The 13,428-nt window shown below is 61.0% G+C and carries 23 protein-coding genes and 1 pseudogene; 12 read left to right on the top strand and 12 right to left on the bottom strand.

Translation table 11 applies throughout. The features are described 5' to 3' along the window. Window positions 1–120 precede the first annotated feature (120 nt). Window positions 121–219: pseudogene (locus RLCC275e_RS34740) on the top strand (dihydrofolate reductase family protein); the annotation flags it as partial. Window positions 220–298: 79 nt separating this feature from the next. Here RLCC275e_RS34740 and RLCC275e_RS03745 read toward each other — a convergent pair. Then, window positions 299–1,195, bottom strand: a complete 897-nt coding sequence (locus RLCC275e_RS03745) for a LysR family transcriptional regulator (protein WP_033181188.1) — start codon at window positions 1,193–1,195, stop codon at window positions 299–301. Window positions 1,196–1,423: 228 nt separating this feature from the next. On the opposite strand from RLCC275e_RS03745, the gene RLCC275e_RS03740 reads away from it, so the two are divergent. The 6 genes from RLCC275e_RS03740 (at window position 1,424) to RLCC275e_RS03715 (ending at window position 5,229) form a co-directional block, all read left to right on the top strand. Then, entirely contained in the window at window positions 1,424–2,158 is a 735-nt protein-coding gene (locus tag RLCC275e_RS03740; protein ID WP_033181758.1) for an SDR family NAD(P)-dependent oxidoreductase, read from the top strand. 50 nt (window positions 2,159–2,208) lie between these two features. After that, complete coding sequence (locus tag RLCC275e_RS03735; protein ID WP_033181189.1) at window positions 2,209–2,961, top strand: SDR family NAD(P)-dependent oxidoreductase; 753 nt, start codon at window positions 2,209–2,211, stop codon at window positions 2,959–2,961. 31 nt (window positions 2,962–2,992) lie between these two features. After that, a complete protein-coding gene (locus RLCC275e_RS03730; RefSeq protein ID WP_033181190.1) occupies window positions 2,993–3,592 on the top strand; it encodes an NADPH-dependent F420 reductase in 600 nt (199 codons plus the stop codon). Window positions 3,593–3,676: 84 nt separating this feature from the next. Next, window positions 3,677–4,090 carry a nuclear transport factor 2 family protein gene (locus tag RLCC275e_RS03725; protein ID WP_033181759.1) on the top strand — a complete coding sequence of 138 codons (414 nt, stop codon included), beginning with the start codon at window positions 3,677–3,679 and terminating at the stop codon, window positions 4,088–4,090. Window positions 4,091–4,197: 107 nt separating this feature from the next. Beyond that, window positions 4,198–4,830, top strand: a complete 633-nt coding sequence (locus RLCC275e_RS03720; RefSeq protein WP_033181191.1) for a class I SAM-dependent methyltransferase — start codon at window positions 4,198–4,200, stop codon at window positions 4,828–4,830. Between the two features lie 162 nt (window positions 4,831–4,992). Further along, window positions 4,993–5,229: a hypothetical protein gene (locus RLCC275e_RS03715; RefSeq protein WP_141653417.1), complete on the top strand. Its 237-nt coding sequence runs from the start codon at window positions 4,993–4,995 to the stop codon at window positions 5,227–5,229. 302 nt (window positions 5,230–5,531) lie between these two features. Here the strand turns inward: RLCC275e_RS03715 and RLCC275e_RS03710 are convergent, their stop codons facing one another. Together RLCC275e_RS03710 and RLCC275e_RS03705 are read right to left on the bottom strand one after the other, a co-directional pair. Next, entirely contained in the window at window positions 5,532–5,858 is a 327-nt protein-coding gene (locus RLCC275e_RS03710; protein ID WP_027689644.1) for an NIPSNAP family protein, read from the bottom strand. A gap of 407 nt (window positions 5,859–6,265) precedes the next feature. Next, window positions 6,266–6,874, bottom strand: coding sequence for a short chain dehydrogenase (locus RLCC275e_RS03705; RefSeq protein WP_033181193.1), 609 nt, complete (start codon window positions 6,872–6,874; stop codon window positions 6,266–6,268). 124 nt (window positions 6,875–6,998) lie between these two features. Here RLCC275e_RS03705 and RLCC275e_RS03700 point away from each other — a divergent pair, with 124 nt between their 5' ends. Then, window positions 6,999–7,874 carry a LysR family transcriptional regulator gene (locus RLCC275e_RS03700; RefSeq protein WP_197727357.1) on the top strand — a complete coding sequence of 292 codons (876 nt, stop codon included), beginning with the start codon at window positions 6,999–7,001 and terminating at the stop codon, window positions 7,872–7,874. Between the two features lie 158 nt (window positions 7,875–8,032). Here the strand turns inward: RLCC275e_RS03700 and RLCC275e_RS03695 are convergent, their stop codons facing one another. From RLCC275e_RS03695 to RLCC275e_RS03660, 8 genes are all read right to left on the bottom strand, one after another. Beyond that, on the bottom strand, window positions 8,033–8,626 hold the full coding sequence (locus tag RLCC275e_RS03695) for a hypothetical protein (RefSeq protein WP_033181194.1): 594 nt from the start codon (window positions 8,624–8,626) through the stop codon (window positions 8,033–8,035). A gap of 13 nt (window positions 8,627–8,639) precedes the next feature. Further along, window positions 8,640–8,837, bottom strand: coding sequence for a response regulator transcription factor (locus RLCC275e_RS03690; RefSeq protein ID WP_003546099.1), 198 nt, complete (start codon window positions 8,835–8,837; stop codon window positions 8,640–8,642). Next, window positions 8,834–9,133, bottom strand: coding sequence for a GcrA family cell cycle regulator (locus RLCC275e_RS03685; protein ID WP_027689641.1), 300 nt, complete (start codon window positions 9,131–9,133; stop codon window positions 8,834–8,836). The genes RLCC275e_RS03690 and RLCC275e_RS03685 overlap by 4 nt, the downstream gene beginning before the upstream one ends. Further along, window positions 9,130–9,525: a hypothetical protein gene (locus tag RLCC275e_RS03680; RefSeq protein ID WP_033181195.1), complete on the bottom strand. Its 396-nt coding sequence runs from the start codon at window positions 9,523–9,525 to the stop codon at window positions 9,130–9,132. The genes RLCC275e_RS03685 and RLCC275e_RS03680 overlap by 4 nt, the downstream gene beginning before the upstream one ends. Next, window positions 9,491–9,856, bottom strand: a complete 366-nt coding sequence (locus tag RLCC275e_RS03675) for a hypothetical protein (protein WP_033181196.1) — start codon at window positions 9,854–9,856, stop codon at window positions 9,491–9,493. The genes RLCC275e_RS03680 and RLCC275e_RS03675 overlap by 35 nt, the downstream gene beginning before the upstream one ends. A 32-nt stretch (window positions 9,857–9,888) precedes the next feature. Then, a complete protein-coding gene (locus RLCC275e_RS03670) occupies window positions 9,889–10,167 on the bottom strand; it encodes a DNA-directed RNA polymerase sigma-70 factor (protein WP_033181761.1) in 279 nt (92 codons plus the stop codon). A 220-nt stretch (window positions 10,168–10,387) separates the two neighbouring features. Next, window positions 10,388–10,582 carry a hypothetical protein gene (locus tag RLCC275e_RS03665; RefSeq protein ID WP_018495303.1) on the bottom strand — a complete coding sequence of 65 codons (195 nt, stop codon included), beginning with the start codon at window positions 10,580–10,582 and terminating at the stop codon, window positions 10,388–10,390. Beyond that, on the bottom strand, window positions 10,579–10,770 hold the full coding sequence (locus tag RLCC275e_RS03660) for a hypothetical protein (protein ID WP_018495302.1): 192 nt from the start codon (window positions 10,768–10,770) through the stop codon (window positions 10,579–10,581). The genes RLCC275e_RS03665 and RLCC275e_RS03660 overlap by 4 nt, the downstream gene beginning before the upstream one ends. Before the next feature lie 142 nt (window positions 10,771–10,912). Here RLCC275e_RS03660 and RLCC275e_RS03655 point away from each other — a divergent pair, with 142 nt between their 5' ends. From RLCC275e_RS03655 to RLCC275e_RS03635, 4 genes are all read left to right on the top strand, one after another. Then, complete coding sequence (locus tag RLCC275e_RS03655) at window positions 10,913–11,560, top strand: S24 family peptidase (protein ID WP_011650846.1); 648 nt, start codon at window positions 10,913–10,915, stop codon at window positions 11,558–11,560. An 865-nt stretch (window positions 11,561–12,425) separates the two neighbouring features. After that, window positions 12,426–12,689, top strand: coding sequence for a hypothetical protein (locus tag RLCC275e_RS03645; protein WP_033181197.1), 264 nt, complete (start codon window positions 12,426–12,428; stop codon window positions 12,687–12,689). A gap of 11 nt (window positions 12,690–12,700) precedes the next feature. Next, window positions 12,701–12,934, top strand: coding sequence for a hypothetical protein (locus tag RLCC275e_RS03640; protein WP_033181198.1), 234 nt, complete (start codon window positions 12,701–12,703; stop codon window positions 12,932–12,934). Beyond that, entirely contained in the window at window positions 12,931–13,155 is a 225-nt protein-coding gene (locus tag RLCC275e_RS03635; protein ID WP_033181199.1) for a hypothetical protein, read from the top strand. The genes RLCC275e_RS03640 and RLCC275e_RS03635 overlap by 4 nt, the downstream gene beginning before the upstream one ends. A gap of 26 nt (window positions 13,156–13,181) precedes the next feature. On the opposite strand, the gene RLCC275e_RS03630 is transcribed toward RLCC275e_RS03635, so the two are convergent. After that, window positions 13,182–13,421, bottom strand: coding sequence for a DUF982 domain-containing protein (locus tag RLCC275e_RS03630; protein ID WP_003546088.1), 240 nt, complete (start codon window positions 13,419–13,421; stop codon window positions 13,182–13,184). Between the last annotated feature and the right edge of the window lie 7 nt (window positions 13,422–13,428).

Genomic DNA, 13,428 nt, shown 5'->3' with positions numbered 1-13,428 from the left:
GTGATCCCAGGCCTTGAGCCTGGGATCCATGCCAGGCTGATGGAGGCCGGCGTGGATCCTCGGGTCAAGCCCGAGGAAGACGGAGGGTGGGTTGAGCTCTGCGGCAAGGGCAGCGATGGCGGACGGCCGTATTTCGCCGGACCTCGGCCGCCGCTCCGCCTGATGGCTCATGACCGGATTGGCGAGGATGTGATCAGGTTGATCTACGTTCCGGCTTGATCTCGCGACGCGCCGGATGAAAATCCCAGCGCGGCTTCCGGCCGGATGACGGCAAGCGTCGCCGGCGACCTGCCGGGCGTCAGTCGCGCGATATGGACAGCCCCGTGAGAAGCGGAGCGTAGGCGGCGAGCCTGCCGGATACGAACTCCGTGAAGAGCCGGACGCGCTTCGTCTTGCGTGTCTCCCCCTGTGTGAGAAGCCAGAGCGTTCCGTACATGTGCAGGTCGGTGCCCGGCACCCTCACCAGGTGGGGATCGGCATCTCCGACGAAGCACGGCAGCGTGGTGATCCCGAGCCCTTGCCGTACAGCAACGATCTGCGCCTCGCCGTCCGTGGTCCTGAACGGAACCCCCGTGGTGCGAACCTCGCCGTCGCGCACCCAGTCCGGGATGCCATGCATGCTTATGACGATCCACCGGATGGGATCCGGCGCGCCCGCACGCCACGCTGCCAGCAGATCGCGGGACATGTAGATACCGCCGAATATATCCGATCCCTTCAGGCCGTGAAGATTGAGCGGCAGGGTCTTGCGGTCATAGACGACGCGGATCGCCACATCGGCCTCTCGGTTGGTCAGATTCGCCAGCTCGCCGGACGACACGATTTCCATCTCGATATCAGGATGCAGACGCGCGAAATCGGCGAAGTCCGGCATCAGCAGGTGTGTCGCAAGGGTCGGTGCCAACGTCACCCGCAAAAGACCGCGCACGCTCTGGTCGCGGCCGAAGACGCGCGTCTCCAGCTGGTGCGACGAGGCTTCCATCTGCTCCGCGAGCTGGAGGACCTCCTCGCCCGCAGCCGTCAAGCGGTAGCCCGAAGGCAGCTTTTCGAACATCTGCGCCCCGAGGCGTTCCTCGAGCTGGGCGATGCGTCGCAGCACCGTCGCGTGGTTCACCCCGAGGCGCTTGGCGGCAGCCCGCAATGAGCCTCCGCGCGCGGCGGCAAGAAAGTAGCGAACGTCGTCCCAGTCGATCATGGTGCATTCCCGCGCCGCGGGGTGCGGCTTCCGAAGCCCGTTCTAGCACACTGAGCCGCAATGTGCGCGAGCGTTGCGGCACTTAATCATCCGGATGGATCGTTTTTGCACCACCCATGTGCGTGATTGCGCACTCACCGCCCGACTTTGGCGAACCCATATCGGGGCTCTCGGGGGACTTCCCCGTACAGCCGAAAACGCGTGACGGCAAAACGAAGGATGCATGACATGAACAGACTGAATGGAAAGACCGCCGTGATCACCGGCGGCGCTACCGGCATCGGCCGCGCCGCAGCCAAGCGCTTCATCGACGAGGGCGCCTTCGTCTTCATCTTCGGCCGCCGGCAGGAGGCGCTTGACGCCGCTGTGGCGGAGCTCGGGCCCAACGCGCGGGCGGTGAAGGGCTCGGTCTCGGATGAGGCCGACCTTGATCGTCTCTACGCCGCGGTGAAGGCAGAGCGCGGAACGCTCGACATCGTCTTTGCCAATGCCGGGGCAGGAAGCCCGCTTCCGCTCGGCAAAATCACCGCCGAGCACATCGACGAGACCTTCGACACCAATGTGAAGGGCACGATCTTCACGGTCCAGAAGGCGCTGCCGCTGATGCGCTCAGGCGGTTCGATCATCCTGACCGGATCGAGCGCCGGCACCACGGGAGCCCCGGGATTCACTGCCTACAGCGCGAGCAAGGCAGCAGTGCGCAATCTCGCGCGGACCTGGGCAGAGGACCTGAAGGGCACCGGCATCCGGGTCAACGTGCTGTCACCCGGGGCGACGGCGACCGAACTTGCGAAGGAGGCGCTGGGTGAGGAAGGCCAGAAGGCCTACGGCGCGATGACTCCACTCCAGCGTATGGCCGATCCCGCGGAGATCGGGGCGGTGGCCGCCTTTCTCGCGTCGTCGGACAGCAGCTTCATGACCGCCAGCGAGGTCGCCGTCGACGGCGGCCTGGCGCAACTCTGACCCCCCGGCGCGATCCCGCGTCCGAGGAACACAACGAAGGATAGAACATCATGAAAAAACTTGAAGGCAAAGTAGCAGTCATCACGGGCGGAAGCAGCGGGATCGGATTGGCCACCGCCAAGCGCTTCGTGGAGGAAGGTGCGCAGGTCGTGATCATTGGGCGACGCGAGAAAGCCCTACAAGAGGCCGCGGCCCTTATCGGGAAAAACGTGACAACAGTCGTGGGCGACGTCTCGCGCTTGGAAGATCTGGACCGGCTCTACGCCACCGTGAAGGAGAAACATGGTCACATCGACATTCTCTTCGCAAACGCCGGCGCAGGTACGGTCGCGCCGCTCGCGGCAGCGACTGAGGCCCATTTTGACCAGACCTTCGATGTGAACGTGAAGGGTCTGTTCTTTACGGTGCAGAAGGCCCTTCCCATCCTCAAAGACGGCGGATCGATCATTCTGAACTCTTCGGTCTCGAATGTGATGGGGCTGCCAGCGTTCAGCGCCTACGCAGCAAGCAAGGCTGCTGTTCGCAGCTTCTCGCGGTCTTGGACCCAAGAGCTGAAGGACCGCAATATCCGCGTCAATACGATGAGCCCCGGCGCGATCGAGACTCCCGCCTTGGCGACAACGACCGGCCTCACCGCTGAGCAAGCCGAGGAGGCGGTCGCCCAGTTTGCTGCACAGATCCCAATGGGTCGCAGGGGCAAGCCAGAGGAAATCGCGGCTGCGCTCACGTTCCTCGCCTCCGATGAAAGCTCCTACATCACCGGTATCGATCTCGCCGTAGATGGTGGTTGGGCGCAGGTCTGACCCAGCGTCAACACAGGATCGGAGAAGCATTATGAGCTATTCAATTATAGGATTCGGCAATATCGGCCAGGCTATCGCTAAGGCCTTTGCCAGAAACAGCATCGAAGTTTCCGTTGCAACCACGCGCGACCCGGAAAGCTTCGCATCCGCCGCAGCTGCGATCGGACCCACGATCATTCCCAAGAGACTGGCGGAAGCCGTCAAGGCGGACATCATCTTTTTGGCTGTGCGTTTCGAGTCGCACCCGGAGGTCGCGAAGACGCTTCCCACCTGGCAGGGGAAGACAATCGTCGATGTGACCAATGCCTACGGCGTGCCCCCGGAGGAACTGGAAGGACAGCCGTCTTCCAGGTTCATCGCACAGGCGTTTTCCGGTGCGAAACTGGTCAAGGGCTTCAACCATTTGATCGCTGCCAGCCTTGACCAGGATCCCGCCGTAAAGGGTGGCAGGAGAGTCGTGTTCCTGGCGAGCGACGATGACGCTGCCGCAGCGGAGATTGGTGCGCTGGCGAAAAATCTCGGTTTCGCGCCGATCGAACTTGGCGGGCTTTCGGAAGGCGGGCTGCTGGTCCAGGCGCGCGGAAAGAGCTGGGGTCATCTGATCTTCAAGGACCTGGTCAAGTTCGACTGATGAAGACGACCTGCCCACCGGCAGCGCCACGCTGCACGGATCGGATCGAGCGCGATCCGATCCAAGCGAAATGGAGAAATAATGATGAGCACCGAAAAGAACATCCAGACCGTGAAGGACTTCTTCGCCGCGATCGGCAGCAGTGACAGGGAGGCTCTGCTGGCGCTGGTTGCCGAAGACATCGAATGGATCATCCCGGGCAAGGATTGGCCGCTGGCCGGCACCTACCGGGGGCACGCGGGACTTGCGAATTTGCTCGAGACGGCATCCAAGTCGATAGAAACGTCCACGCAACCCCGGGAGTTCGTAGCGCAAGGAGACCGGGTCCTGGTCGTCGGCTTCGCGAACGGAAAGATCAAAGCCACGAACAAGACGTTCGAGGACGACTGGGTCTTCGCCATCACGGTCCGGGACGGCAGACTGACCAACATCCGGGAATACGTCGACACGCAAGCGCTGGCGCGCGCCGCGCAGATGGACGCGTCCGGGCCGGCGTAGCGCTGGCCGACTGCGGCCCTCGGTCCGGCGTCGAAGGTGAATGAGCCATTGATCGGAGCCTCGCACGCCGCGCGCTCGTCGAATACTCAACCGTAAAGGAGATCCCAATGTACGACCAATCCAAGCTATCCGAATTGATCCGGTTCGCACGCATCGATGCGGGCTCCAACGTCATCGACGTTTATCCAGGCGACGGCGACTGGACGCGCCTCTTCTCCGACATCGTGCGACCCGAAGGACGGGTCTTCAGCTTCGTGCCGGCCGAAGTCGCTCACTTCAAGAACGATCCGGTCGGCCTAATGCGAACGCTCGCGCAAGAGCCAGGCCGAGCGAACGTCGAAGCCGTCTCGGCGGACCTCGTGGCGATGCCGGAGGTCACGCAAACAGCGGATGTCCTGTGGCTGCATCTGTTCTACCACGATCTCCACACCGCCCTGATGCAGGCCAGGGGCGCGACGGCGGCCGCCTTCAATCGAGCCGTCTACGAGCGGCTGAAGCCCGGCGGGTTCTACGTCATCGTCGATCACGCCGCCGCCGCCGGAGCCGGCACAGGTGATGCCCAGTCATTGCATCGGATTGAGCCAGCCTCCGTTCGCGAGGAGGTGGAGGCGGCCGGCTTCGTCCTGGACGCGGAAAGCACCCTGCTCGCGAACAAGGACGATTCGCACTCGATCAAGGTCTTCGATCCGTCGATCAAGGGAGAGACCGATCGCTTCGCCTATCGATTTTTGAAGATCTAACACTGAGCCATTCGCCAACGATGAGGTCGGCTCTCGTACGGAGGCGGCTTCTGGTGGTTCATCTTCGAAAGTGGACGAAATGTTCCAATTCATTGTCACCCATTGACGTGAACAGGTTTCACCCCAATACGGTCAGGCCAGCCAGACGACAACAGGAGTGTAATCGTGAGCGAACCGACCGTAGCAGATGCAACAAACCGCATTTATGAGTCGCTCCAGGCGGACAACGCCGACATCGACGTACATATCGCGGCCCTCAAGGCAGCGTTGACGCAAGCGGGTTTGAAAGAGGCCGTATTCGACCCGGCCAGGCTCGTGCAGAATAACCGTTCTGGCAGGAAGCGGATGGAGGCCCACTTTCGGCAGCGCGGTGTCATGGTGAAATTCTCAGCCTCGTGAAGCCTTCCTATGAAGGCAGACGGCTGTAATCACAGATGTCGCAGCATGCCCCCTCGCCCCGCTCCCGCCCGTGTCTCCAGGCCGCTGCCGATGGAGGCCAGCGTGGATCCTCGGGTCAAGCCCGAGGACGACGGAGGGTGGGGTCAGCTCTGCGGCAAGGACAGCGATGGCGGATGGGATGTCGGCGAATTTCGCGTCCGTCGCTCCGTCATCATCAATCGCCCCTCGCCCCTCGCAGCACCGTCAATCCCCTGCGCAGCGGGTGGAATTCCGACTGGCGGCAAGCGGGGATCGGTGGTGTCTTACTTTACTGCCGAAAAGGCGGTCGGTGACAACAGCTGGCTAGAGATATTGGCGAGGATTTGCCCGTCGCGCTCTGACTCGTCGCGGGCCTCAAGCCATGCAGGATCAGTGGTGAAGGCTTTCCATTTCACCTCGCGATCGGCTAGCGATTCCCAGGCGATGAGATAGGTGAGACGCTGGCTGCTTTCGCCCACGATTGTGGTGAAGAAACCCGCCTGCTTGATTCCGTGCTTGTCCCATATTGCCAGCGTATGTTCGGCAAAGCGGTTGAGCAGCGCGGGCAATCGGCCGGGCAGGCAGTCGTAAATTCTGAGCTCGTAGATCACAGTCTTGCTTCCTTATGTCCCCTGAGAACGACATGTGTTTGGCACGTGCTCCCCTGCGCCCACAATGTCCTCAAAACTTGCAGCAACGTCAATTTCACGGTGGATCCGTCAATATCCCTATTAGAACAAGCCCTGCAGGTATGTGCGAACCGCTAATCTTCTGTCAATCCGATCGCCTGTGTCTAGGCGTGGCAATTTTGCGGAATTATGTAGCAAATGCCACCAATGTCCGCCTCTCGCCCGAAGCGGTCATGGTCTACCGCAGATCGGACTTCTGCGGGATCCCTCTTCAGAGCGTTCGGCCCGTGAAGCGTTCACGAAAGATTGGAGTAGCGCGGAGTTCCGACACCCGCTACACCCAGGCTCAAGCTTTTATCGCGGCAGTTGGAGCGCCATTGGCCTTCAACTCAGTGGCCGACGCGGTATACGCGCCCGGTCTGCACGCCTTCAACGCTGCGTCTATAGGCCATTGCGACACGAGCCCCCGAGACGCTTTCATAACCGGGAAAGAACGGACCAAAGCGGTCCATCGATTCCGTCAGCATTGTCGGGTTCACTGCATTAATACGGATGCCTCGAGAGAAATCGCAGGCAGCGGCACGGACGAACCCGTCGAGCCCCGCGTTGGAGGTTGCGGCGTTAGAGCCTTGCGCAATAGGATCATCAACAGCGATGCCGGAGGTCAGCGTGATCGACCCTCCGTCGTTCAGGTAATGCTGACCAACCAGCACAACGCGCACCTGACTTAGCAACTTGTCCTGCAATCCTTTGTGGAAGTTGGCCGTCGTCATTTCTGCGATCGGCGCCAGGATGACATTGCCTGCAGCAACGATGATGGCATCAATCCGTTCAATCTTCTTGAACAGCGCATCCACGCTTTCATCACTCGTGATATCGACCTGATGATCACCCTGGGTGCGGCCGACACGAATGATGTCGTGCTTACCATCGCGCGCGAGTTCTTCCACCACGAAGCGACCTACATCGCCACTGGCGCCGATTACAACGATCTTCATAGAATATTCCTTTCAAATTCAGCCTGAAGCATCGCTATCATTCACCGAACCATTGAGATAATAAATGTGCCATAACTTCGTTGTTTGCGAACCGGTAGTTAGCAATATGGATCGATTACGGGCTATGGAAACCTTCGTTGCCGTTGTGGAAGGAGGCAACTTCACCGAGGCTGCGCAGCGGCTTGAAATGTCGGCGGTCATGGTTGGAAAATATGTGCGTCAGCTTGAAGACAGCCTTGGCGCGCGCCTGCTTGAGCGCACCACACGACGCCAAGGATTAACGGATGCCGGTCGCGTATATTACGAAGATTCAAAGCGCGCGCTCGAATACGTACGAGTGGCCGAGACATCAATCGAACGACTGCGTGCATCACCATCGGGCACGTTGCGTATTAGCGCTCCAACCACCTTTGGCGCATGCGTCATCACTCCCCTGGTGGCGACGTTCCAGCGAACCTATCCGCTTGTGCATATTGAACTGGAATTAAGCAATCGCGTCGTCGATCTTATCGACGAGGGTTTTGATATGGCCATCCGCATCGGCGAGCTGGGTGATGTCGACCTAGTAGCAAAACCGTTGACGATGTATCGCATGGTGATCTGCGCGTCGCCGGACTATCTGGCCCGGTATGGCCATCCACAGACTCCGCACGATCTTAGCGCGCATCACTGCCTTTCTCACACGGTATGGAACAGCCGTAATGCCTGGAAACTAAAAGGCTGGGAAGAGGTGCAGCCACCGATCGAACCGTCTTTCACATGCAATGACGGCAACGGATTGCGTATGGCTGCACTGGCCGGGGCGGGGTTGTTACTGCAGCCCGAGGTTCTGGTGGCTCAGGACTTGGCGAGCGGGGCGCTGATTTCAGTCCTGCAAACTTATCTGCCCGAACCGCGCGCGGTCCATATCGTGCATCGACAGGATCGAAGACCGCTCCCAAAACTCACTCGTTTCATTGGGCATTTGCTCGCGCATGTCAGGGAGCAGGAGACACACTAGCGATTTCGTGTCGAATGGATCTGAAGTCCAAATTGAGGCATTGCTGACGATGACCACCGGCTGCGCTTTGGCCCAAAGCTGTCAGCGCCGCAACGCTTTCGGTTGGTGGCATTTGCTACACAATTCCGCAATTTTGACCCCCGGCTTGCCCCACTCCATCAACCGCCCTTCGCCCCGCGCAACGCCGTCAATCCCCTCCGCAGCCACAGCAACTGCTGCGGCGGCATCTGGCGCAAATGTTCGTAGTCCATCATCGTGACGTTATAGACCGTGCTCCTGACCTGCGGTCCATCAGGGCAGCGCAGAAGGATGCCCTGTAGCGCCATCATGCGGTTGCTGGCCTTGCGGGCGCGGTCGGCGAGGGTTTCGGTCTGCTCGCCTTCATGGCCTTTGACGGAGAAAAGCGATTGGGCTCTCGGGCTCGGGGCCGGGATGCCTGTGGTCTTGTGGTAGCGGGAGATCGCCTCGGCATAGTCATCGCCGGCCTGGCGCTGCTCGGCCGTGATCAGGCCGTCGAGGAACATGCGGCCGAGGGTGTAGCCGGCAAAGGGGCTCTTGACCGTCTCGTCATCAACTGTGCGGCCGAAGCCGTGGATGCGGCGGCGGGCTGATATCGCCACGCTGATATTGTCCTTCTCGGTTTCGAAGGGCTTGATCTTGCCGCAGGGAAAACGTTCGACATTCTCCTTGCGCGGCCGGCCGGCGCCCTTGTTGACCCGTCCTGTCTTCACCTTGGTGGCTTTGCCGCCCATGCTGATCGTCCTTCTATCGAATGATGCCGTTTCTGAGTGCCGCGGCGACCAGCGCCGTATCCTTGAAGACGCCGAGCCGCGCCTTGGCGTTGGCAATGTGCGTATTCACGGTGATGTGGGAGATGCCGAGAATGGTGCCGATCTCGGCAGCCGTCTTTCCCGCCGCCATCCAGCGGATCACTTCGGTTTCGCGTGGGGTGACGTTGCTCATGGCTCTGCATAACCATCGATGCAGGGCACGCGCGGCATCGTCACATGCGCGCCTGACAGGGTCACACGCGTGACGCGGTCGGGGTGCCGGATCGGCTGGACGGGCGGGCCCGCCTTCGGCTGCGGATGCCAGGTGTCCTGCCTCGAGGGGAACCTGTCGCGGTTGCGATGCGCCATGTTGATGACGGTGTTCTTCTTCGAGCCGAACAGATTGGCGATTTCTCTCGCCGACAGCCCTTCCTTCCAGAGCTTTTCCGCCTTGACGATCTTGTCTTCCGTCCAAAAGGTGATGGTCATCTCACTGCCTCCTCGTATCGTGCGGCCGTTGCAATGATCGGGTTGTCGGGAAACATTTTTGCCAGCTCCCGCTTGGCGCTGCGGCTGCCATTGGCGGCGTCGCGCAGCAACTGCATCTTGTAGGCCGGCACTTTCGGCTGCGGCGTCTCGGGCTCCGCCTCCATGCGCGGGCGGCTCTCCGCCTCGATCGCCGCCTGCTGAATGCGGCATTGTTCGGCAAAACTGGCTGAGCTCGGGGCGAAGGCGCGGTTATGATCCCTCACCTTTCCTGATATGAAGAGTTTGGCGGCCTGCCAGACCGCCTCCAGCGGGATGCCCTCGATCGCGACGAGATAGGCGCGGATCTGCATGTCGGGATCAGTGCCTGCGGACGCCGGGAAACCCGAAAGCATCCCAGCTACGATCTTCACCGGAGAGGAAATCTCTTGCGGCATCCACTGTCGTCCTTCTCGTACTGCTGTTGATCGACCCGGCTTCCCTCGCCTTTTCCTTGAGGTACCAGTCGCATTTGATCGCCTGCCAGCCGCGAAAGATCTGCATCTCGGCGGCGCCGATCGGGTCGCCGGTCATGAGATATTCCCTCGCCTGCATCCTGGCGGCATAAGCCGTCAGCGGCTTCTTCAGCGTGCGCTTGCGGTGCTCGATGATCGCTGCCGCCAGTTCCTCCCCCAGCACCGGCCTGAGGATCTCCATGATGTCCTGGCTCGTTGTGTCCTTGCCCATGCGATGTCCCTTTCCCGCTTGAGATGGCCTCTTCAAACCCGCAGCCTCCGTCGCCCGCCGGCAAAATTGACCGGGGCGCCGGGCCTCGCGGCGCGGCGGGGAAACCGGCGGATCTCCGAGCCGGCATGCTCCGCGTGGGCGGTGTCGCCCTTCTCGGCGCTTCGAAGTCTGTGGATCTCGGTTTCCACCGACGGCACCGACGTGCCGAGGATGGCCGCGATTTCGATATAGTCCCGGCCGGAGCGGAAGAGCTCGAGCGCGTTCATGTGAGCGCCTTGCTGCGCCGGGGCGGCCTTGGGCTGGATGCTCATCGCTTGATCCTTCTTTCCAATTTCGAACGCGGTCCGCCGTTCCCGCCGAAGCGGGTGGCTCGCCATGTGCTTGATTTCAAATTCATCGATGACGACCGGAGCGCCGGCTCTGGGAGCAAAGGCCCCGGTCGTCTGCCAGGCCGCCGCCTGGGTTTCGGGCGCGAGCGCCCGGGAGTTGGCGTCGCCGAGGGAGGGCAACGACGCCAGCGGCCGATAGCCGTCAGGGAGGGGCTGGGCTATCGGGGTTGGTGATCGGCAGAGCGCCAGGCGGGATCATGGTCTCGCTGATCTCTTCCGGGCGCGTCGGCCGATCGCAATTTTCGCAGTGGCGCTCGATCACCTCGGCGATCGACAGCGCCTTGCCGCAGTTCGGGCAGCCGGTGTAGCGGGCGGCAGTCAGGGCGGAGATGGTCATATCGATTCCACCTCCCGGTTGGCGTTCAGCACCTGCTGCAGGGCCTTGGCGAGGAAGGGGATATCCTCGTTGCGAACTGATATCACGGACATGCGCCCTCCCCTTGGGCCTTGCGGCCGGTGAATGACGACGCCGGTCGGCATGACGTCCATGGCGAGCCGCTCTTCCGAGGAGATGGTGAACCTCATGGTGCCGTTTCCTCCAGTCCGAAAGGCTGGCCGTTGTTGATGATGTCGCTGTGTGTCATGGCGAATAGGGTACAATTAATACCCGTAATGTCAAGCACATTAGGGCATGACATGTACCTTAATTTAGGGTATTTTTTATATCATGTTGAAAGATCAGGAACAATTTGAACGCGAAGAACGCGCAAAGCGCCTCGTCATGGCCAGGAAGAATGCTGGCTTTGCCGGGCCGAAGGCGATCGTCGATCGGTTCGGCTGGAATGCGAATGTCTACAAGGCGCATGAGTCCGGCCGCAACGGCTTCGGCATAGCTGACGCGAAGAAATATGCCCGCGCTTTCAAGGTCAATCTCAACTGGCTGCAGTTCGGCACCGGCAACGCGCTCGATCCGGATGAGCTGCCCGCCTCCGTCGCCGATGTCCCAAAAATCTCCTGGGTCAGCGCCGGCCAGCTGAGCGAGCAGGCGCCGATCACCGATTTTTCGGAATTCCCGACGGTCGCCGCCCTCGATCTGCCGGATGGCGAATGGATCGCGCTCGAGGTCGAAGGCAATTCGATGAACAAGATCTCGCCGCCGGGCTCGATCATCTTCGTCAATCTGCGCGACAAGCGCCTGGCGCCGAACGCGCTCTATGTCGTCGCCGACGAAACGGGGGCTGCGACCTACAAGCGCTATCGCCCGAACGACGACCCGCCCTTCCAGCCCGCGTCCTACGAGGACGTGCCGCCACCGGAATTCCAAGGCGCCGTCACCATCGTCGGCCGCGTCCGCCGATCGATCATCGAGATGTGAGGCTGACAGCCAAGGCTCGGAAACAATGCCGGGAATCAATCATATTTCAACAGAGAAAACAGGATGATACGCCCTTCCTCACGCTCTGGCCGAATCTGGTTCTATATCGTCACACTAGCGGTGTTGCTCCTGGGCTACAGTGCTGCGCGCGAGATGTACGGCCTGCAGGATTTCGCTTCGAAGCTCCAGTCGGGACCAGGAGGGGGATCGGGAGGATTCATCCTCTGAAACCACAAATTGCGGAAGCTCCGGATGCCGTTCGCGCACCACTCTCGACACCGCCACCAGGATGGAACGGATGGCAGCGGCGAACATGTCCTTCAGCAGCTTCTCCTCCCATGGATCGTAAATTCGGTGATGGCATCCAGGCCCGCCTCGATCACTTCGTCGATGATTTCGACTTCGTTGCGCATGGCCGGCCTCTTTTTTCTCTTAGCTTCATACTCCAACTTCAGTTCTCTATCCTCTCTCTTCAGCTTAGGAGGAGAAGGTTCCTGAAGGCTGGTGAGGGAGGGTTCCGGCCAAAGCTTCCCCCTACCCCATGAGCAAAACCCATGAAGCCGGGAGAGCATTGGCCAAGTCCTGAAGGCCGGAGCCGGGATGGGACACGTGCCAGAGGGGCCATTCGCTTCACCCTCGTCCTGATTTTCTGACAGCGCACTTAAGGACTTTCGCTTCCCGCGCCGCTGGGCTTCGTCAGCTCGGGAGTTGCACCCGGTCGCCCAATCATTGGCGACAGACATACGCCTATGATTCGTACCTCGTCAATCTATGAGGTATTTTTTATACCTTTCACGGTTGACGCAATCAGGTATAATATATACCTTTCCCTCACAAGCCGATCAGAGGCGCGAGAGGAGAGGCGATGCAGCACATCCGCAATATCGAGACCGAGGAGAGCAAGCGGGATGCCCGCTGGAATGCGGCGCGCACGACCCACGACTGCCGCGCCTATATGGCCAACGAGGCCCAGCGCATGGGCGCCCTCGGCTTTGCCTTCCTCCGCCGTCCCGAACATTCAATCCGCGGCCCGTCCTGGCTGCGCGGTGCGAGCGCCTCCGTCGCGGAGCATTACCGCTATGCCCGGGAGATCATGGGCATCACCGATACCGATCAGCTTTACGCCTGAGGGGAACGGAGATGTCTGCCGTCAATCCCGCACCAGAGCCATCGACCGAGAGCCTTCCTGCCGCCCCACGGGCCGGAGCAACCGAAAAGACCCGCGCCAAGGCCCGCTTCACCGCCGGGGCACCCGATCTGCTGACGGCGCTGGTGGAGGCCGAACGTTTTTTCGATGGCAGCGACGATCACGGCTGCCCGCTTCACCAGAAGATCCTCGCCGCCATCGACACGGTGAAAGGCGGTGCAGCATGAGCGATTGCCTGATCAAGGCCTTTTCCGGCTGCGCCTGTCCGTCCGGCGAATGCGCGAAAAAGCCCACCACCCCGGCGCCGGTCACCTTCGTCTCGTGGCGGACCCAGGCAATCGTCTGCCTCACCTTCGGCTTCCTCGCGGCCACTGTTACGGCCGCCTGGATGGAGACGCAGTTCAGAACCCGGGATCTGCGAAACCCGGAGCATGTGTCATGGAAGTGAGCCATGGCTTTTGCCGACACCGCCGCTCAGGAGCTGAACTTGATGTCGCTCGCCTTCGCCGCGGTAATGAATGCCCGCCGCACCTGCTCCGGCCCGGCCGCATCATTGAACACATCAAGCACAAGCCGCTCGGCCACCTTGGCCGCCGGCGTCTGCTCGGGCCAATCATTCAGCAAAGTGTTCCCCGCCTGCACGACATTGTAGACGGTTCTGGTCTTCCCATTGATGGTGATTTTCACCGGCTTGAAGCTTCGTCGTTTGCTCATGATGCAG

Source organism: Rhizobium brockwellii (assembly GCF_000769405.2).
GTDB lineage: Bacteria > Pseudomonadota > Alphaproteobacteria > Rhizobiales > Rhizobiaceae > Rhizobium > Rhizobium brockwellii.
The sequence above is the reverse complement of the archived record's forward strand: the minus strand, read 5'-3'. Positions and strand labels throughout refer to the sequence as shown.